Origin of the sequence: Aquabacter sediminis, assembly GCF_028863665.1 — a bacterium.
Classification (GTDB): Bacteria; Pseudomonadota; Alphaproteobacteria; order Rhizobiales; family Xanthobacteraceae; genus L1I39.
This window is the reverse complement of sequence record NZ_JARBFX010000002.1, coordinates 531732-550894: the sequence shown is the minus strand read 5'-3', so window position 1 is coordinate 550894 and position 19163 is coordinate 531732. Positions and strand designations below refer to the sequence as shown.

Here is a 19163-nt window from a genome sequence, read left to right as displayed (position 1 = left end):
TGCACTTCTGCGCTGCCTGCGGCATTTGCCAAGGCGCGCGGGGCATGTTGTGGTGCACACAAGGGCCGGGACGCGCGGGCGTCTCCGCAGGACAGGTCCGGCGATCTGAGCCGCCCGGCACCCGCTCCTGAGAAAGCTGCCGCCGCGCCGGCGACAGCGAACCGGTCAGAGGACGTGTTCATGAATCGGATGGATCGAGGCAGCCAGACTGCGGGGAAAGATCTTCCCGCAGCCGGGAGCGCGGCCTGGTCCACGCCCGAAGACTTGTATTTTGATACCACAGACCTGGTGGATTACTTCCACGGTAACGCCACGCCCAGCGGTATCCAGCGCTTCGCCATCGAGGTGATCCGGGCGGCGGTGGCGAATCGCCCCGCCGGCACCGTGCATGCCATCTGCTTCCGGCCGCAGATGCGGGATGTGGTGGAGGTGCCGCTCGGCTGGTTCCTGGACGAGGGCGCCCCCAAGGTGAAGGAGATGGTGCGCGCGCTCTCGCTGTCCTTGCCCAAGGCCACGCGCCTGAAGGGGTTCAAGGGGCCGCGCTATGTGCTCAAATATCTTGAGCATTTCTATCGCACCGACATCCGCGCGCTCTGGGATGCGCGCTACCAGAACCGGCTTGTGCCCCTCGACCTGCCGGCCAACGCCCATGTGGTGGTGCTTGGCGCGGTGTGGAACTTCCAGGGCTATGCGGATTATCTGGCCCGCCAGAAGGCGCGGCGGCCGGGCCTTCGGCTCTCGGTCTTCGTCCACGATCTCATTCCCTGGTACGGCAACAAATATGTGGGCGACGGGGTCGCCCCGAAGTTCCTCGCCTATCTGCGCAGCTACCTGGCGCTTGCCGATCACCTGCTGTGCAATTCCAACGCCACGCTTGAGGATGTCCGGCGCTTTGCCGGCGAGCAGGGGTTGAGCGTGCCGCCCGCCACCGTGGTGCCGCTGGCCCACGAATTCCCCACGCCAGCTTTCACCGTGACCATCCCCAATGGCGAGGGCCCGGAGGCCCGCGTCGGCGTGCGTCGGCTTCAGGGCGAGCGCTTCGTCCTGTGCGTGGGCACCATCGAGGAGCGCAAGAATTCGCTTGCCTTGCTGAAGGTGTGGACCGCCCTGGCGCAGGAGCATCCGTTCGACCTGCCGCTCCTGGTCTTCGCCGGCCGCAGTGCCGAGCACTACAAGGCGTTCATGCACTATGCCGCCGCCACCGGCTGGTGCGCGGGCCAGGCGGTGTGGCTGAACGGGGTGCGGGACGGGGAACTGGCCTGGCTCTATGAGAATTGCCTGTTCACGGTGTTTCCGAGCTTCATGGAAGGCTGGGGCCTGCCGGTGGGCGAAAGCCTGTGGTTCGGCAAGCCGTGCGTCGCCTCCAACACCTCCTCTTTGCCGGAAGTGGGCGGGGACCTGTGCGACTATGTGGACCCCTCCGACACCGCCGCCTTGCACGCTGCTGTGCGGCGCCTGACCTTCGATGACGCCTATCGGGAGGCGAGCGCCGCCCGCATCAAGGCGGCGCGGCTGCGCACCTGGGTCGAGACCTGCGACGGTCTGCTGGCCGCCATTTCCACGCCGCGCATGTGACAGACCACCCCCTCAAGGCGCCTGGAGGCGGGTCTTCAGGCCGGCGGGAAACAGCGGCGGCCCGCCGGGTGTGTCCAGCGTGGCGAGGGGAAACCAGCGCGCGCAGCAGGTGAGGCCATCATCTTCCTGGAACAGGATCTGCGCCGCGTCGGCAAAGGCCCCCGGCGGAAAGGCCACCGTGAACAGAGCGAGGACCTCGTGCCCCACATGGCCTTCGTGGGTGTAGATGTTCTCCATGAAGACCGGCGGTCCCAGCGGGGCCACCGTGATGCCCAGCTCTTCCTGGAATTCCCGGATCACAGCCGCCTGCGCCGTCTCGCCGAACTCGACCGTGCCGCCGAGAGGCCGCACCCCCTTCAAGCGCCCCTCATCATCGCGAACCTCGGCCGCAAGAAGCCCATCCCCCCGCCAGTGAAGGCCCAGCGCTTTCAGACGGATGGTGGAGGGCGGGCGCCAGATGATCATAGCGCGACCCTATGGGGCGGGGCCGGTGGCGGCAAGGTGGCGTGCACGGAGGTCACGCGGGGATCCGGCGCGCGCAAGCGGGCCAACCGAGCGAGGCATCGGTGATGCGTTGCGTCAGGGCCGTGCCGGCGGGATGGGCGCAGGACGGTCGCGCCTCTCACATCAGCGTCGAGCCGTCATCCCGCCCGCTTTGATCGCTGGTCTCCTCTGGCAGGGGCGCGCCCTTCGCGTCCGCATTGGCGACCGGCTTGAACAGGGCCCGCACGAAAAGCCAGATGAAGAGAAGGACGAAAACAGGATAGAGGGCGAGCGTGAGCACCAGCGTGTCGACCATGTGCAAATGGAAAAGCGCTTTCAGCGCCTCGCCCGCCAGGGGTGGCATCGCCACGCAGACCACGATGCCGGCCGAGACCTTCAGGGCAGCGACACCATCGATCTTGCCTCGTGGCGGCTTGCCTTTTTTGCCTGCCTTTGCCTGCCCTGCCTTTGCCTGCCCTGCCTTTGCCTGCCCCGCCTTTGCGTGTCCTGCCTTATCCTTGGCCGCTCCGGCCTTGGCTGCGCCTTTCGCGCCGGCAGGGCCTTCGGGGCGGGGACGTGGCGCAGGCTTTGCCCCGGCATCGGGTTTCGCCTTGGGCTGGCCCCGGGGCGGCCGGGTGGCCGGCTGGCCGATCTCTTGCGCCTCCCGCGAGCCCTCTTCGGGATAGGGCGTCGCCTCCAGGATGGGCACCGGCCCATCCCCCCACAGGTCCACGGGGGGCGTGCGCCCGGCCGTGCCGGGGGGCGGGGGGGCGGCGCCCCCTGCTGCGGGGACGCCCTCCGGATGTGCCGTGGCCCTCTGCTGCGTCATTCTGCAGCCTCCCTTGCCGCACCCCGCCTGCACCTGCCATAGCTCAATTTCTGCGGCCCTGCCACGTCACGCAGGGACAAGGGCGCGACCGGCGCCCGTTCCGCCGATCCCGCACCGATGGCCTGCGGCCGATTTGCGCTGCAAAAGAACAGGCATCTGCTCTAAACAGGGAGCGGCGCGGGCGGGGCGCAGCCGCAGCACGGAGCAGGACGAGGCATGAAGCTGTTCGGTCGCAATGTCACCCTTCCGAGCCGCGTGGTGGAGATCGGCTGGCTGCTGGACGCGGAAAAGGGGACCTTCATCTGGGAGGCGCCCCGCAAGCTCCAGCGCGAGGAAACCGGCATGCGCCACGCCAAGTCGGTGCGCTTCTGCCCCGCGGTGATCGACCACGACGCCCGCCAGTTCGAGGTGCTCTCGCCGATCGACATGCATCTGCGCTTCGCGGTGGACGAGAAGACCAAGGCGCCGACGCTGATCAATGTCTCGGGTGACCAGTCCACCGTCCGGCCCAAGCATCTGGCGCAGATGATCACCATCGTCTCGCCCAAGGAGTGGCGGCACCCCCAGCGGCCGGTGATCCAGCTCATCACGCCCTATGTGTTCGTCTCCGACGAGCCGGTCTATATCAACCAGCTCCCGCCCTATAACCACTACCGCGAGACCCAGTTGCCGGGCCTGCTGATCGGCGGGCGGTTTCCCATCGAGGTCTGGCCGCGCCAGCTCATGTGGGCCTTCGAGTGGCACGAGCCGAAGAAGGACATCATCATCAAGCGCGGCGAGCCGCTCTTCTATGCCCGCTTCGAGACCGCCGATCCCGCGCGGCCCGTGCGCCTGGTGGAAGCGGTGATGACGCCGGACCTGCGCTCCCACATCAACGGCATGTCCGGCGTGACGAATTATGTGAACCGCACCTTCTCGCTGTTCGACATCGCCCGCCAGCGCCGGCCCAAGAAGCTGCTGACCAAGAAGACGTGAGGGGAAGGGCGCGCGCCTCAGTGCGCCTCGGTGAGAAGGCGCAGGTCCTCGTCCACCATCTCGCAGATCATTTCCTCCAGGCCGATGACCGCCTCCCAGCCGAGCACGCGCTTGGCCTTGCTGGGATCGCCGATCAGCTCCGGCACGTCGGCGGGCCGATAGAGCGAGGGGTCGATGATGAGGTGGTCCTCCAGCTTCAGCCCGGCATGGGAGAAGGCGATGTGGCACATGTCGCGCACGCTCACCGAGCGGCCGGTGGCCACCACATAATCGTCCCCCTTGGGCTGCTGGAGCATCAGCCACATGGCGCGCACGTGGTCGCGCGCATGGCCCCAGTCGCGGCGCGCCTCGATATTGCCGAGCCGCAATTCGCTGGCCTGGCCGAGCTTGATGCGCGCCACGCCGTGGGTGACCTTGCGGGTAACGAAGTCGAGCCCCCGCAGCGGCGATTCATGGTTGAACAGGATGCCGCTGGAGGCATGGAGGCCGAAGCTCTCCCGGTAGTTCACCGTCATCCAGTGGGCATAGGCCTTCGCCGCCGCATAGGGCGAGCGGGGATGGAAGGGCGTCGTTTCCGACTGCACCCGGCTCTCGGTGATGCCGAACATTTCCGAGGAAGAGGCCTGGTAGAAGCGGGCGGTGGGACATTCCAGGCGCACCGCCTCCAGCACGTTGGCGCAGCCGAGACCGGTCACGGTGCCGGTCAGCAGCGGCTCCTGCCAGGAGGTGCGCACGATGGACTGGGCGGCGAGATTATAGACCTCGTCGGGCTTCAGCTCACGGAAGATGCGCAGCAAGGCGGACAGGTCGGTGATGGTGCCGTCCACATAATGCACGTCGTCGGCGATGCCGAGCCGGCGCATGCGCCCGTCGGACACCTCGCTGGAGCTTGACCGCCGCACGAGGCCGTACACCTCGTAGCCCTGCTGCAGGAGAAGCTGGGAGAGGAAGGCGCCGTCCTGGCCGGTGACGCCGGTGATGAGTGCCCGCTTCATGTGCCCCTTTCCAAGTCCCAATCCCCGCCTGCAAACCCGTCCCGCCCGCTCGCCGCCATCCGCCGCCCACGGCGCGGCCTTGCGCCTGCCTCAGGTGGCCAGGAGGGCCGGTCGCCGCGGCGCCGCCACGGGCGCGAGGTCCAGATGCTCCAGCAACAAGGTGTTGTAGCGCATGAAGGAGTGCGCGTCGCGGTAGTCCTGCGCGGCGGAAACGGGCCGCGGTGCCAGCGGGCCGGCGGCGAAGATCTCCGCCAGCTGCTCGGCGATCAGCACCGCCGAGAGATGGTCGGGCACCCGCCGCACGAAAGCGGGGGCGTCCATGGCCGCGGCCAGGTGCAGGTTGGCGACCGTGGGCAAGGCGGCGCCGATGCAGTCCACGATGGCGCCCGACACCGAGCCCAGCTGGTAGGTGCGCAGCTGCACCGCCGCGTCGGACGCGGCCAGATAGTCCTCATAGACGGCCTTCGACACCGGCTTGTCGTGGAAGATCACCTTGTCGGCGAGCCCGATTTCCTCGGCGAGGCGCGTCAGCCCGCCGCGCAACTGGCCCACATCGCTGCCGCAGAAGGCGAGTCTGACCTTGTGGCCCCAGGCGGTCAGCAGGTCGAAGGCCCAGACCAGCTGCGCCAGCGCCTTGTCGGGGGTCAGGAAGCCGAAGGTGGTGAGGAGAAACTCATCCTCCGCGCAGCCGAGCCGTGCCCGCGCCGCGCGGCGGGCCTCCGGCGCCAGGCGCTCCAGGGCGAAGGTGGAATAATGGGCGAAGGGCAGGGCGATGGCGTCCTTGCCGCAGGTTGCCTGCACCAGATCGCGCGTGATCTGGGAATGGACGAAGAAGCGACCCGCCCGCAGCGCCATCTCGGCCAGGATGGGCACCGGCAGGCGGCCGGGATCGGAGGCCCATTCGCGCACCGTCTTGTCGCTCACCGGCCGGCCCAGCTCCCGCTCGGCCACGGCGCGCGTGCGCTCCACCCCGACGAGGTGCATGTAGAAGTCCAGCATGCGCACGTCGTGGGAGATGCAGTCGCCGCCATATTCCATCATCAGGCGGAACGTCCTGAGGTGGAAATGGGAATTGCCCATCACCGAAAGCACGGCATCGGAGGGGCAGGTGGTGAAGGCGCGGGCGGAAATGGGCTCCTGCGCCAGGAGCGCAGGCCGGGGGCCGGCGGGCGAATCGGTGAAAAGGCGGATGTCGGCGCGCTGGGTCAGGTCTTCCAGGCAGCGCAGCGTATAGTCGGCGATGCCCGACGGGCTCGGCGGCATGGGGGCGAGCAGCGAGAGGACCGGCCGCGCGCCCCGCTGGATGCGGGCGCCGGAAAGCGGGGTGCGGCGCGCCGCGTCGGCGGACAGGTCGGCCCAGAAGCGCGCCGCCACCGCCTCGGGGCGGAAGGCCCGCCAGATGTCCGCCTGGGCTGTCCGCGCGGCCTTCCAGGCCGCGGCGCCGTTGGGCGCATGTGCGGCCAGCGTTTCCAGCCGCGCGGTCAGGGCGTCCACGTCCTTGGGATCGAAGCGATAGGCTGCGTCCGCCACCAGCTCCCGGTGGGCGTCGATGTCGGAGACCAGAACCGGAGTGCCGGCGGCGCTCGATTCGACCACCGGCATGGAGAAACCCTCGCTGAAGGAGGGAATGAGCGTGAGGATGGACCCGCGATACAAGGCCAGCAGCGTCGCATCGTCCAGGTGGCTTTCGAACGCCAGCTGGCCGGGGGCGCCGCCCTCCGCCAGGTGCAGATCCATGAGGCGGCGGCGCGTCGCCTCATCGGTGCCGCCGAACACGCGCAGCGGGACACCCGCCGCGCGCAGGCGCGCGCTGCGGCCGTGGGCGCGCACCGCGAAGTCCACATTCTTGCGCGGGTCGGCGCCGCCGGCCACCAGGATGCCGGCCCGGTCCGCGGGCGGCAGGGGCGGCGCGGTGGGGATCAGCGCATCGCGCGTTCCCACCCCGGTGACGGAGCAGGTGAGGTCGTCCCGCCGCAGCAGGTTGTGCAACTGGCCGCGGGCGCAGCGGGAGATGGCGTGGAAGCTGTCATATTTGCCGAGCCAGAGACTGTTGGTCAGATAGTCCAGCCGGTCCTTGGGCGTGGTCAGATACCAGTCGGGATAAAGTGTGGGGATGGCATCGTAGAACAGCGCGGCCTTTACCAGGTCGGCACGCCGCAGCACGGGTGCCAGGGGCAAAGCGGAATGGGTGAGGGGCGAAAGCTGGATGAACCAGGCGCCCGGCGCGTCGAGGGCCGCCAGATCCTCCACCACCGCGTCGAACAGGGCGGCGAACTCCGGCAGCAGGTCCGGCAGGTGCGCGCTCACCAGGGCGACGAGGCGCGGCGTGGCGGGTGCGAAATGGGGCCGGGCGCCCCCGATCATGACCGTCGCATGATGCCCGATGCCCCGGTGCCGATAGGCCGGATCCTGCAGGCAGCGGGCGTCGAACACGATCACGGGCGGCATCGCCAAGGGCACTCCTCAGAACGGCGGCCGATCGCGGGCAAGCACGGCGCGCCGCCTGCCGGGGCGCTCCGTTCGGGACACTGCGATCACGGTCGTGCATAGCATGGCACATGCTGCGCTGCCCACTTGGATGTGCGGCACAGGTTCAGCTGACGTGGTCTACACCCGGGCGGTGGCGCCGTGGCATTTGAGAAAGTGGGAAATCAGTCTATCAACGGCACGCGGGCAGGCATTATGGCGTGTTTTCCTGGCACGGCCGAAGGATTGATCCACAGATGGCCACCTTGGACGGTGCAATCCTTTACGATGTTACCGAGTTTGCGCTGCATCCCCTGCGCACGGGCATACAGCGGGTGGTGTTCGAGATCCTGCGGCACTGGCCCAAGGGCGCGCCACGCCTCGTGCCGGTGGTGCTGGCGGAGGATGGTGAGTCCTTCCACCGCCTGCCGCAGGCCTTCGCGGCGGAGATGACGGCCCATTTCGAGACCGGCGCGGACCTGGACGCGGGCACCGCGGTGATGCGGCGCCTGAGGCGCGACGCCGATCCGGTATCCGAACAGGCCGTGGCCGCGGCCCGCGCCCTTCTCAATCCGGAGGTTTATTACGATCCGGCGCGCGCCCGTTTCTATCGGCGCCTCTCCGCCAGCGGGACGATCGATATCCATCAGGTGGTCTATGACGCCTTGCCTTGGCTGCGCCCCGATTTGTTCTCGCGGGACACCACCGGCTTGACCATGCCCTACCTGCATGCGCTGCGCACGGTTGGGACCCTGCATTTCATCTCGGCCATGTCGCGGGACGATTATGCCCGCCGGGTGCTGCGGCGGGGGGAGGCGGGCATGTTCGTCCACCCGCTGGGGGCCGATGGCCTCGGCCGCGCCGCGCCGCCCTTCGATCCGGCCAACCGCACCTTCGCCTCCATCGGCACCATCGAGCCGCGCAAGCGCCATCATATCCTGCTGGAGGCGGCCGAGGGCTTGTGGGAGGAGGGCCACGTCTTCGAACTCATCCTGGCGGGCCGGGCCGGCTGGCAGACCGACGACCTTCAGGCGCGGATGGCGGACATCGCCGCGCGGCGGCCCGGCTTCCACTGGCTCTCGGACGCCTCCGATGCCCAGGTGCGGGACGTGGTGACGGGCGCGCGGGCGACCCTGTTCTGCTCGGATGCAGAAGGCTACGGGCTGCCGCCGGTGGAATCCCTGGCGCTGGGCGTGCCGGTCATGGTGTCCGAACGCATCCCCGCCACCGCCGGCCTGCCGCCCCTGGGCCAACTGCGGCTCAAGGAGGTGGACGTGGCCAGCGTGCGCGCCGCCCTCCTGCGTCTGCTGGACGACGCGGAAGCCGCCCGGCTGCGGGCCGAGATCGCCCAGCTGGACCTGCCCACCTGGAAGGGCCATGCGGAGAGCCTGGCGGCGGTGTTCAGCGCCGGCCGCGCCCAACACGCCGCCTCGGCCTGAGGCGGCGCGGGCCGGTCAGCGGCAGCGCGACTCGTGGTCGGTCTGGCGCATGGTCTCGGTTTCGATGCCGTCGAAATCGAAGTCCTCAATGCCAGTGTTGACATAGAAGACGCAGAAGCTGGCATCGGCGTCATAGGGATTGGACTTCGCCCGCACGGCCAGCACCGGCGCGGCGCGCAGGGCGGCCGGCAGGTCGAACTCCGTGGCGTCGCCCTTCTTCCAGGTCATCCAGGGTGTGAGCGTATGCTTGTCCGGGCCGGCCATCAGTTCCAGGCTGTCGGAGCGCGTGGCGGCGGGATCGATGCGGATCCACCAGCCGGTCTTGGCGGCCTGGGCGAAGGCGGCGGGACTGGCGAGAAGCACGGCAGCGGCCACGAGGCCGGGAATGAGACGCATGGTAAGCCCCCATTGCGACATCCGGCCGACGGGCCGGCGCGACGGCGCAACCATAATCGGTGCATCGGGGCTGGCAATCGGGATGACCCGCGTCCCTTGGTCGTTCACGCCGCGACGTGCAGCAGGGGCTGGGACCTGATCTTGATGCCCGATGTGGGCGCCTTGTACCGCACAGGCGGTTCGCTTGGAGGGGCGATCCCGCCCCATCCGATCAGGCAGAGGGCAAGTGGCCGCCCCGATGGTCCCGGTTGTGGCTCGCCCGGCTGGATCGCGTTCTACAGCACGTAAGCGGTGCGGAACCCGCCCCAATGACGCCCGGCGACGAAGATGGGCGCGTCCACTTCCCGCGTGCGCACCACCCTGTCGCCGAGGTCGCGGGCATAGACCTGGATCAGATGCGGCTGAAGATTGCGCGCGGCCAGCAGGCCCGCCCGGTCGTCGAAGATGCGGCGGTTGCGGCTGTTGCCCATGTTCCAGGCCCGGTCGCCGGGCCGCTGGGGCTTGGCGTAGCGGGCATTGTGCACCGGCAGGTAGCCGTTGATGTCCACGCTGGCCGCAAAGGTCATGGAGGGGTCCTCGCCGGCAATGGCCTCCTGGCCCGCCGCGAGGCGCCGCTCCAGCTCCTTCAGGGCGCGCGTCTCGTATTGCACCGGATCGGTGCCCGGGAGAGGGCGATAGGCGGTGTCGAAGAGATCGTCGAGGGTCAGCGCCCGCTCGGCCAGCGCCTCTTCCATCAGGCGGGCAACGGTGGCGGCGCCGCGCTGGGCGCGCTCCACCACTGCGCCATAGCTGGCCGCCAGCTCGTCCAGCTTGGCCACCAAGGGAGGAGCGCCGGCGTCCTGGAAGGCGAGATGGCAGCCGAGCGGACTCACGCCCACCACGCGACACGGCAAGGGCGGCAGGCCGGCCAGTTCCAGCGTCCCGGCCTCGATCCTGGCGGGCGGGGCACCCTCCAGCGTCACCAGGGCGCCCCCCAGCGACAGGTCGAACGTACGGGCACGCCGCGCGCCGGAGGCCAGGCGCAAGGTGCCGGACACTTCCACCGGCCAGCGGGGATGGCGGCGGCGGTTGCCCATGGGGGTCTGGCGCAGCACGGTGAGAAGCTGGCGGGACATCTCGTCCGTGCCCTCGGCCATGGCGCTGGCGCTGGCGCCGATGGCGGCCTGGGAGGCCTGTGCGGCAAGGGAGGCGTCGCGGATGCGCCGCGCGCCCTCGTCCACCGCCTCGGCGAAGGCGCGCGCCTGGCTGGCGGCGCTGCCGATATCCGCCACGGCGCGGGCCTGGCCCGCCACCGCTTCCGCCACCGAGGACGCCACGGGGCGGATCTCGCTGACGCTGTCGATGACCCGGCCCACCGCATCCGTGCAGGTGTGGGCGGCGCCGATGAGGCGCTCGATCTTGGCGGAGATTTCCACCGTCGCCTTGCGGGTCTCGCCCGCCAGCGTCTTCACCTCGCTCGCCACCACCGCGAACCCCGCCCCGGCGGCGCCCGCGCGGGCGGCTTCGATGGAGGCATTGAGGGCGAGGAGATTGGTCTGGCCGGCAATGTCGGAAATGAGCGCCACCACAGCCTTGATCTCGCCGATGGCGCTGCGCAATTCGTCCACCGCGCTGTGCGCCTCGCCCGCGGCGCTGCCGGCTCGGGTGGCCAGTTCGTCCGAGGTGCGGGCCTGCCGGCCGATGGCGGAATTGGTGCCCGCAAAGGCGTCGAGCGCTTCGGTGAGGCCGAGCGCGCTGGCGCGGGCCTGGTCGGTCTGGCCCGCCAGCTGGTCGGACTCGCGCCCGATGAGCGTCATGTCCCGGGCGCCTGCATCGCAGGCTCCCGACATGGCGCTGGCGCTGTCTTCCAGCCGCGCGCGGGCGCGGCGGATGTCGGCCTCGATCAGATCCACCAGATGCCGGTCGTCCGCCCGCTCCTGCGGGGGCACGGGAGGGGCGGGAGGCGGGGACGTGTCGGCGGCGGGACGGCTCGCCGGCCGCTCAAGGGGTCGTCCCCACATCTTTCGGTCCTCTCCTGGCTCAGGCTCGATCGCAGCCTAGGCCGGGGACCTTGCGCCGGGATTGCCTCAGGCGGCCGCCACGGTGGCCGCCGCGCCGTGCTTCAGCAGCGCGCCCAGCGCCCGCACCAGCGCGGCCTTGAAGCGCGGATCGGCGGGCAGATCGGTGCCGAACACCTCGCGCACCCCCATGAGCGCCTCTACGAGGCGCTCCGCATCGGGACCGGCTTCATCGGCGAGCGCCTTGAGGCGGGCGGCGTGGGGGTCGCGCACGTCGATGGCGCCGCCCTTTTCGTCGCGCCCGGTGACATAGCGCATCCAGCCGGCGACCCCGAGCGCCAGCAGGCCGATGGAGGCCCCTGCCGCGAGGCGATCGCGGATGGTCTCCAACAGGCGCTGCGGCAGCTTCTGCGAGCCGTCCATGGCGATCTGCCAGGTGCGGTGGCGCAGCGCGGGGTTGGAAAAGCGCTCGCGCAAAGCGCGCGTGTAGGCGGGCAGGTCCACGCCGGGCACATGGACGGTGGGCAGCACTTCCTCGTCCTGGAGGCGTTCCACCAGCCGCGCGAAGGCGGGGTCCGACATGGTGTCGGAGATGGTCTCGTGGCGGGCGAGATAGCCGAGATAGGCCAGGGTGGAATGGGCGCCGTTGAGCAGGCGCAGCTTCATGTGCTCGAACGGCACCACGTCCTCAACCATCTGCGCGCCCACCGCCTCGAAGGGCGGGCGGCCGGCGGGGAACTTGTCCTCGATCACCCACTGGCTGAAGGGCTCGGCCATGACCGGCCAGGCATCCTCGACGCCCAGCGCGCGGGCGACCTCCGCCCGGTCGGCATCGGTGGTGGCGGGGACGATGCGGTCCACCATGGTGCAGGGGAAGGCCACCTCGGACGCGATGAAGGCGGCGAGATCGCCGTCCCGCAGCTCCGCGAAACGGTGCACCACGCGGGCCACCGTGCGGCCATTGGCCGGCAGGTTGTCGCAGCACAGCACGGTGAAGGGCGCCGCCCCCGCCGCCCGGCGCCGCCGCAGCGCCTCCACCAGGAAGCCGGGCACGGAGCGCGGCCGTTCGGGTGTGGCGAGGTCCGCGACGATGTCCGCATGGGCCTCGTCGAGGCGGCCGGTGGCCGGGTCGTGGCAATAGCCCTTCTCGGTCACGGTAAGCGTGACGATGCGCACCTTCGGGTCCGCCATGGCGGCCAGCAGGGCCTCGGGATCGCGCGCGCCCACCAGGAGGCGGCGGAGCGATCCGATCACCCGCAGGTCCGTCCCCGCCCCGGAGCGCACCGCCAGGGTATAGAGCCCGTCCTGCGGATCGAGGGCCTCCGACGTATCGGGGCTGCGCAGGCTGGCGCCGCAAATGGCCCAGTCGGTGAGCCCGCGCGCCAGGAGATCATCCACATAGACCGCCTGATGGGCCCGGTGGAACGCGCCCACGCCCAGATGGACGATGCCGGTCGACACCGCGTCGAGATCATAAGCGGGCCGAGCGACGGGGGTGGGGAGGGTGGCGAGGTTGGTTCGGTCGAGGCGCATGGGGCGGGGTCTTCAGGTGGAGGCGGGAGAGGCGGCGAGCCAGGCCCGCCGCGCGGAGGCCGGGGATCCGGCCGCAAAGGAGGATGGAGGGACGCTCCATAGGCGAGAGCGCGATCCGATCAGATGGCGAGGCCATCTGATCGGCGCATACTCTCGGCCAGAGACAGGGCCGGGACGGGCGATCGGAGGTGCCCGCCTCCTGGATCAACATTGCCGTCATGGCCGGGCTTGTCCCGGCCATCCACGCCGCTCCGCAAAGACGCCCCCCGCAGGACTGTTCCAGGCCCATCCCCGTGGATGGCCGGGACAAGCCCGGCCATGACGAGCCCCCATTGGGGGCGTTCCTCGCGCGGGTCTTAGAGCTTGTAGGCGGACTTGGCGAGGCGGTAGGCGAGGTCGTGGGCGACTTCGTGGGCCTCGTCCTCGTCCATGCGATGGGTCGCCACCAGCTCGGCCAGGAAGGCGCAGTCCACGCGGCGGGACACATCGTGCCGGGCGGGAATGGAGGGGAAGGCGCGGGTGTCGTCGTTGAAGCCCACCGTATTGTAGAAGCCGGCGGTCTCCGTGGTCAGCTCGCGGAAGCGGCGCATGCCCTCCGGGCTGTCGAAGAACCACCAGGCCGGGCCGAGGCGCAGGATGGGATAATGGCCGGCGAGCGGCGCCAGCTCGCGGGAATAGGCGGTCTCGTCCAGGGTGAAGAGGACGAGGGTGAGGTCCTTCTCGTTGCCGAAGCGGTCGAGCAGTGGCTTCAGGGCGCGCACATAATCGGTGGCGGAGGGAATGTCGGCGCCCATGTCGCGGCCATGGCGGGCGAAGATGCCGCCATTGTGGTTGCGCACCGAGCCGGGATGCAGCTGCATCACCAGCCCATCCTCCAGCGACATGCGGGCCATTTCGGTGAGCATCTGGGCGCGGAAGAGTTCGGCGTCCTGCGGGTCCGCATGGGGGGAGGTGACCCGTGCGAACAAGGCTTCCGCCTCGGCGGTGGTGAGGTCGGCGGTGCGGGCGGTGGGGTGGCCGTGATCGGTGGAGGTGGCGCCGAAGGTCTTGAAGAAAGCGCGGCGCTTGCGGTGGGCGGCAAGATAGCCGGACCAGGTGAGGGTATCCTCCCCCGTCAGCTCGCCAAAGCGGGCGAGATTGCCGAGGAAGTTCTCGAAATCCGGGTCCACCACCGGGTCGGGCCGATAGGCGGTCACCACCCGCCCGCCCCAGCCGGACTCCCGCAGCATCTGGTGCCACTTCAGCTCGTCGAGCGGGCTCTCCGTGGTGGCGATGGCCTCGATGTTGAATCGCTCGAACAAAGCGCGGGGGCGGAAGGCGTCGGTGCGCAGCGCCGCCGCGATGGTGTCATAGATGAGGTCGGCATTGCCCGCATTCAGCCGCTCGTCGATGCCGAACAAGGTGGAGAAGGCATGGTCCAGCCACAGCCGGGTCGGGGTGCCCCGGAAGAGATGGTAATGGGAGGCGAAGCGCCGCCAGATGGCCCGGCCGTCTTTCTCGACCGGCCCGCCGTCCCGGCGCGGCACGCCCAGATCCTCCAGCGCAACGCCCTGGGAATAGAGCATGCGGAAGATGTAGTGGTCGGGCACCACGAACAATTGCGCCGGATCGGGGAAGGGCGCGTTCTCCGCATACCAGCGCGGGTCGGTATGGCCGTGGGGCGAGATGATGGGCAGGTCCTTCACCTGCTCGTAAAGCCGCCGGGCGATGCCGCGCACGGTGGGGTCGGCGGGGAACAGGCGGTCGGGATGAAGGCCCGGGGCGGTGCTGGGCATAACGGGGCTCACCTTTTTCTGGGGCGTGTCGTGCTTTTGTGCGGCGGCGTGTCGGCGGCAAGGCCCGGCCCAAGGGCAGGGGGCGCCACGGACGCCTCGGGGGCAGGCTCGAAATAGTCGGGATGGGTGGCCGCCAGTTCATCGACGCTGGGCACCACGCGGCCCAGATGCGCCTGCATGGCGGCCTCGGCCGCATCCGCGTCACCCTTGGCGATGGCGGCGATGATGGCCGCATGCTCGCCCATGACGGACAGGCGGCGGTCGGCGGCGGGCAAGGTGAGGATGCGGCAGCGGTCCACCTGCGCCTTTTCATGCCGCACCACCCGCCAGAGATTGGGGTGGCCGGAGATTTCGGCGATCAATTGGTGGAAGCCCTCGTCTTCCTCATGGAAATCGGCGAGGCGCTCCATCTCGTGGGCGGCCTTCTGGGCGGCGAGCGTGGCGTTGAGGCGGGCGATGTCCTCGACCTGCGCGCGGGCGGCCGCCTCGCGCACGGCGGTGCGCTCCAGCGCCTGGCGGATCACCATGGCGTCGCGCACCGCGGGAATGGAGATGCGCGACACGAAGGTGCCGTATTGGGGAAAGATGTCCACCAGCCGCTCGTCGGCGAGCTTGAGGATGGCCTCGCGCACCGGCGTGCGGGAGACCCCGCAGGCGAGCGCGATCTGCTTTTCCTGGAGCGCGGTGCCCGGGCGGATGTCCATGCCGAGGATCTGCTCGCGCAGTGCCGCGTGAATGCGGGCGGACGCGGGCACGCCGCGCAGGCTCTCCGACCCCCGCTCCCGGCTCTTCAGCAGCACCGGCTGTCCTCCCCGTGACACGCTTTACTTGTTCTTGGTGACGTACTAATATATTAACATATCACCAACGTCAACGAGGCGCCGCAGAGCGCCAGGTGGGGAGGAGCCGGATGGGAGAGCTGGATCTGCGATCCGAAGCGGGCGCGCCGGATGCCGCCGGCCGTGCGCCGCGCACCTTGCGCCTCTCCCCGAAGGATAATGTGGCTGTCGCCCTCGATACCGTGCCGGAGGGGCTGGACCTGGGGGGCATCGTCGCCACGGGTCGCATTCCCCGCGGCCATAAATTTGCGCTGGCGCCCATCGCCGATGGCGCGCCCATCCTCAAGTTCGGCCAGATCATCGGCTTTGCCGCCGGCGACATCGCGCCCGGCGACCATGTGCATGTGCACAATGTGGTACTGCACGATTTCGACCGGGACTATGCCTTCGCCGCCGAGGCCCGCCCGCCGGCGCTCCTGCCGCCCGAAGCGCGCGGCACCTTCCAGGGCTATCGCCGCTCCAATGGGCGCACCGGCACGCGCAATTATCTGGGCATCCTCACCTCGGTGAACTGCTCGGCCTCCGTCGCCCGCTTCGCCGCCGCCGCCTTGGAGCGCTCGGGGCTGCTGGAGGACTATCCCGGCATCGATGGCGTGGTGCCCATCGTCCACGGCACCGGCTGCGGCATGGCCTCTAAGGGGGAGGGCTTCGACATCCTCTCCCGGACCTTGTGGGGCTATGCCACCCATCCCAATTTCGCGGCGGTGGTGATGGTGGGGCTGGGCTGCGAGATGTTCCAGATCGCCCGCTTCAAGTCCGACTACCAGGTGGACGAGACCGATGCCTTCCGCACCCTCACCATCCAGGACGAGGGCGGCACGCGGCGCACGGTGGACCACATTGTCGGCGCGCTGAAGGAGATGCTGCCCGCCGCCGCCGCCCAACGGCGGGAGACGCGGCCCTTGTCGGAGCTGGTGCTGGCGCTCCAGTGCGGCGGGTCGGACGGCTATTCGGCGCTCACCGCCAATCCGGCGCTGGGCGTGGCCTCGGATCTTCTGGTGCGCCATGGCGGCACCTCCATCCTCTCCGAGACGCCGGAAATCTACGGCGCCGAGCATCTGCTCACCCGCCGCGCCGCCGACCGGGCGGTGGGCGAGAAGCTGGTGGAACGCATCCGCTGGTGGGAGGACTACACCTCCAAGCTGGGCGGCGAGATGAACAACAATCCCTCGCCCGGCAACAAGGCGGGCGGCCTCACCACCATCCTGGAAAAGTCGCTGGGCGCCGCCGCCAAGGGCGGGTCGGAGACGCTGCGCGCGGTCTATGAATATGCCGAGCCGGTGACGGAAAAGGGCTTCGTCTATATGGACACGCCCGGCTATGACCCGGTGGCGGCCACGGGCCAGGTGGCGGGCGGGGCGAACCTCATCGCCTTTACCACCGGGCGCGGCTCGGCCTTCGGCTGCAAGCCCACGCCCTCCCTGAAGCTCGCCACCAATTCCGACATCTATGCCCGCATGACCGAGGACATGGACATCAATTGCGGCGACGTGCTGGACGGCGTGTCGCTGGAGGAGAAGGGCCGGGAGATTTTCGATCTCCTGGTGCGCGTGGCCTCGGGCGAGCACACCAAGTCCGAGGCGCTGGGCTATGGGGACGCCGAGTTCGTGCCCTGGCAGATCGGCGCGGTGATGTGATGGCAAGGGGGGCGCAGAAGGCGGAGGGTGCGCTCCTGATTGGGGGGGCGGTGTCTTCGCTGTCCTGGAAGTCCGCTGTCGTCGCTTGCGCCCTTCCCCCTCCCCAACCCTCCCCCGCAAGCGGGAGAGGGGGCGGGACGGCGTCGGGGAGAGAGTGGCGGCTTCTGTCTCATCCGTCCGCCGGACGGGAGCGCATCCGCGCCGCCGGGCAGGCCCTTGCTCCCTCTCCCGCGCAGCGGGGGAGGGCTGGGGAGGGGGCATGCTGGGGGCAGGCGGGAGAGGGGGGCGTCGGCGGACCGACCGCTCCCGAACATCCCCTATTCGAACAAGTCGGGATGCTCCGCCTCGATGCGGGGCAAAGCGCGCAGGATTTCGCTCAGGTGCGCGTGCATGGCGGCGGCGGCCGCGTCGGGATCGCCCGCATCCACGGCGGTGACGATGGCGCGGTGCTGGTCCACCAGCGGCGCCATGGAGCCAGCCAGCGTCAGGTGGCAGGCGCGGTCCATATGGGCCTTGATGTCCGCGATGGCCTCCCAGGCGAGGCCGCAGCCGGCGCCTTCCGCGAGCGTCGCGTGGAACATCTCGTCATAGCGCTGGAACGTCTCGTGGTCCTCGCGCGCGGCGGCCTTGGCCTGGAGGTCCAGGAGATCGTCAATGCGCTCGCGGGCGGAGCGGTCGAAGCCTTCGGCGGCGCGCCGCGCCACGGCGGTCTCGATGGCCTCGCGCACGAAGCGGGCCTCCATCATCTTGCGGACGGAGATCTTCACCACCACCGTGCCGCGCTGGGGCAGGATTTCCACCAGGCGCGTGCGGGCAAGGCCGATGAGGGCCTCGCGCACGGGTTGGCGGGAGACGCCGGCGCGCTCCGCAATCTCCTGCTCGGACAGGCGCGTGCCCGGCGGCAGCGCCAGCGTCACGATCGCCCGCCGCAGCTCGGCCTCCACACGCTGGGCCGCCGAACCGGACGACGGGACTCTGATGGCGTCCACGGGACCTCCACAGTTGCATACAAGTCGACACTACCATACAAGTAGGGCCGATCGAGGCGGAACTCAACCTCCGCCGCATACTGGATCGGTTCGCCGGTCCCAACAAGAACCGGGCCCGCCAAGGGTCCTTCCGCCAACAAGCCGCATGTCTAGGGAGAATGCCCATGCTCACCCGTCGCCACGCCATCGCGCTGGCCGCCGCACTCAGCCTTGCCCCGGTGGTGCCCGCCGCCGCCCAGAGCGTGACGCTGCGGTCCGCCGACATCCATCCGGACGGCTATCCGACCGTCGAGTCGGTCAAGTATTTCGGCGAGATCGTCTCGCAGAAGACCAATGGCCGCATCAAGGTGCAGGTGTTCAATTCCGGCCAGCTCGGCCAGGAGAAGGATACCATCGAGCAGACCCGCTTCGGCGTCATCGACCTGAACCGAGTCAACACTGCCCCCTTCAACAACCTCATCCCCGAGACGGCGGTGCTGGGCCTGCCCTTCCTGTTCCGCTCGGTGGACCACATGTACAAGGTGGTGGACGGCCCGCTGGGCGAGGAGATCGCCAAGGCGTTCGAGCCCCACGGCCTGATCGTGCTCGGCTTCTTCGATAGCGGCGCGCGCTCCATCTACAATTCCAAGAAGCCCATCAAGACGCTCGAAGACATGAAGGGCATGAAGATCCGCGTCCAGCAGTCGGACCTCTTCATCGCCATGATCAATGCGCTCGGCGCCAATGCCACGCCCATGCCGTTCGGCGAGCTGTATTCCGCGCTCCAGACCGGCCTCGTGGACGGGGCGGAGAACAATTATCCGTCCTATGAATCGGTGAAGCATTACGAGGTGGCGAAATACTATTCGCTCACCGAGCATTCCATGGCGCCGGAAGTGTTCGTCATGTCCAAGCGCTCCTGGGACAAGCTCACCCCCGCCGACCAGGCCATCTTCAAGGACGCCGGCAAGCAGGCGACGCTGAAGATGCGCGAATTGTGGGCCAAGCGGGACGCGGACGCCAAGGCTGTCGTCATCAAGGGCGGCGCGCTCATCAATGAAGTGGACAAGAAGCCCTTCATCGACGCCATGAAGCCGGTCTACGACAAGTTCGTCACCTCCGACAAAATGAAGAACCTGGTGGAGCGCATCCGCGCCACCCAGTGACGTCCCGGCGGCCCGGTGCGCCGGGCCGCCTTTTCCTCCGCCATCGGACGCGGATGCCGCACATGGCTCAGCTTTCCCTCGCCAGAGACC

15 protein-coding genes are annotated in these 19163 nt (G+C 69.3%); 5 read left to right on the top strand and 10 right to left on the bottom strand.

The window, feature by feature from the left end; all coding sequences use genetic code 11:
- The first annotated feature begins 264 nt into the window (after positions 1-264).
- On the top strand, positions 265-1575 hold the full coding sequence (locus PV781_RS05540) for a glycosyltransferase family 4 protein (protein WP_274774614.1): 1311 nt from the start codon (positions 265-267) through the stop codon (positions 1573-1575).
- Between the two features lie 12 nt (positions 1576-1587).
- Here PV781_RS05540 and PV781_RS05535 read toward each other — a convergent pair whose 3' ends face one another.
- Positions 1588-2040 (bottom strand): NUDIX hydrolase, encoded by a 453-nt coding sequence (locus tag PV781_RS05535; protein WP_274774613.1) that lies wholly within the window; start codon positions 2038-2040, stop codon positions 1588-1590.
- A 157-nt stretch (positions 2041-2197) separates the two neighbouring features.
- A complete protein-coding gene (locus tag PV781_RS05530; protein ID WP_274774612.1) occupies positions 2198-2887 on the bottom strand; it encodes a hypothetical protein in 690 nt (229 codons plus the stop codon).
- A 216-nt stretch (positions 2888-3103) separates the two neighbouring features.
- Between PV781_RS05530 and PV781_RS05525 the strand changes: the two genes are divergently transcribed.
- Positions 3104-3862: a hypothetical protein gene (locus PV781_RS05525; RefSeq protein ID WP_274774611.1), complete on the top strand. Its 759-nt coding sequence runs from the start codon at positions 3104-3106 to the stop codon at positions 3860-3862.
- A gap of 17 nt (positions 3863-3879) precedes the next feature.
- Here the strand turns inward: PV781_RS05525 and PV781_RS05520 are convergent, their stop codons facing one another.
- Both PV781_RS05520 and PV781_RS05515 read right to left on the bottom strand, forming a co-directional pair.
- Complete coding sequence (locus tag PV781_RS05520; RefSeq protein WP_274774610.1) at positions 3880-4857, bottom strand: GDP-mannose 4,6-dehydratase; 978 nt, start codon at positions 4855-4857, stop codon at positions 3880-3882.
- Positions 4858-4947: 90 nt separating this feature from the next.
- Positions 4948-7305, bottom strand: coding sequence for a glycosyltransferase (locus PV781_RS05515; RefSeq protein WP_274774686.1), 2358 nt, complete (start codon positions 7303-7305; stop codon positions 4948-4950).
- Between the two features lie 275 nt (positions 7306-7580).
- On the opposite strand from PV781_RS05515, the gene PV781_RS05510 reads away from it, so the two are divergent.
- On the top strand, positions 7581-8762 hold the full coding sequence (locus tag PV781_RS05510; RefSeq protein WP_274774609.1) for a glycosyltransferase: 1182 nt from the start codon (positions 7581-7583) through the stop codon (positions 8760-8762).
- Between the two features lie 15 nt (positions 8763-8777).
- Here the strand turns inward: PV781_RS05510 and PV781_RS05505 are convergent, their stop codons facing one another.
- The 5 genes from PV781_RS05505 to PV781_RS05485 all read right to left on the bottom strand — a co-directional run bounded on the left by PV781_RS05505 (position 8778) and on the right by PV781_RS05485 (position 15263).
- On the bottom strand, positions 8778-9158 hold the full coding sequence (locus tag PV781_RS05505) for a hypothetical protein (protein WP_274774608.1): 381 nt from the start codon (positions 9156-9158) through the stop codon (positions 8778-8780).
- A 275-nt stretch (positions 9159-9433) separates the two neighbouring features.
- Entirely contained in the window at positions 9434-11158 is a 1725-nt protein-coding gene (locus tag PV781_RS05500) for a methyl-accepting chemotaxis protein (protein ID WP_274774607.1), read from the bottom strand.
- 66 nt (positions 11159-11224) lie between these two features.
- Entirely contained in the window at positions 11225-12688 is a 1464-nt protein-coding gene (locus tag PV781_RS05495) for a mannitol dehydrogenase family protein (RefSeq protein WP_274774606.1), read from the bottom strand.
- A gap of 356 nt (positions 12689-13044) precedes the next feature.
- Positions 13045-14463, bottom strand: coding sequence for a glucuronate isomerase (gene uxaC, locus PV781_RS05490; protein WP_274774605.1), 1419 nt, complete (start codon positions 14461-14463; stop codon positions 13045-13047).
- A gap of 8 nt (positions 14464-14471) precedes the next feature.
- The gene (locus PV781_RS05485) at positions 14472-15263 is read right to left on the bottom strand and encodes a GntR family transcriptional regulator (RefSeq protein WP_274774604.1); all 792 of its coding nucleotides are present in this window, start codon (positions 15261-15263) and stop codon (positions 14472-14474) included.
- Positions 15264-15373: 110 nt separating this feature from the next.
- On the opposite strand from PV781_RS05485, the gene PV781_RS05480 reads away from it, so the two are divergent.
- Positions 15374-16939, top strand: coding sequence for a UxaA family hydrolase (locus PV781_RS05480; RefSeq protein WP_274774603.1), 1566 nt, complete (start codon positions 15374-15376; stop codon positions 16937-16939).
- Positions 16940-17256: 317 nt separating this feature from the next.
- On the opposite strand, the gene PV781_RS05475 is transcribed toward PV781_RS05480, so the two are convergent.
- Positions 17257-17928 carry a GntR family transcriptional regulator gene (locus tag PV781_RS05475; RefSeq protein ID WP_274774602.1) on the bottom strand — a complete coding sequence of 224 codons (672 nt, stop codon included), beginning with the start codon at positions 17926-17928 and terminating at the stop codon, positions 17257-17259.
- A gap of 158 nt (positions 17929-18086) precedes the next feature.
- On the opposite strand from PV781_RS05475, the gene PV781_RS05470 reads away from it, so the two are divergent.
- The gene (locus tag PV781_RS05470) at positions 18087-19073 is read left to right on the top strand and encodes a TRAP transporter substrate-binding protein (protein WP_425532358.1); all 987 of its coding nucleotides are present in this window, start codon (positions 18087-18089) and stop codon (positions 19071-19073) included.
- Positions 19074-19163 lie beyond the last annotated feature (90 nt).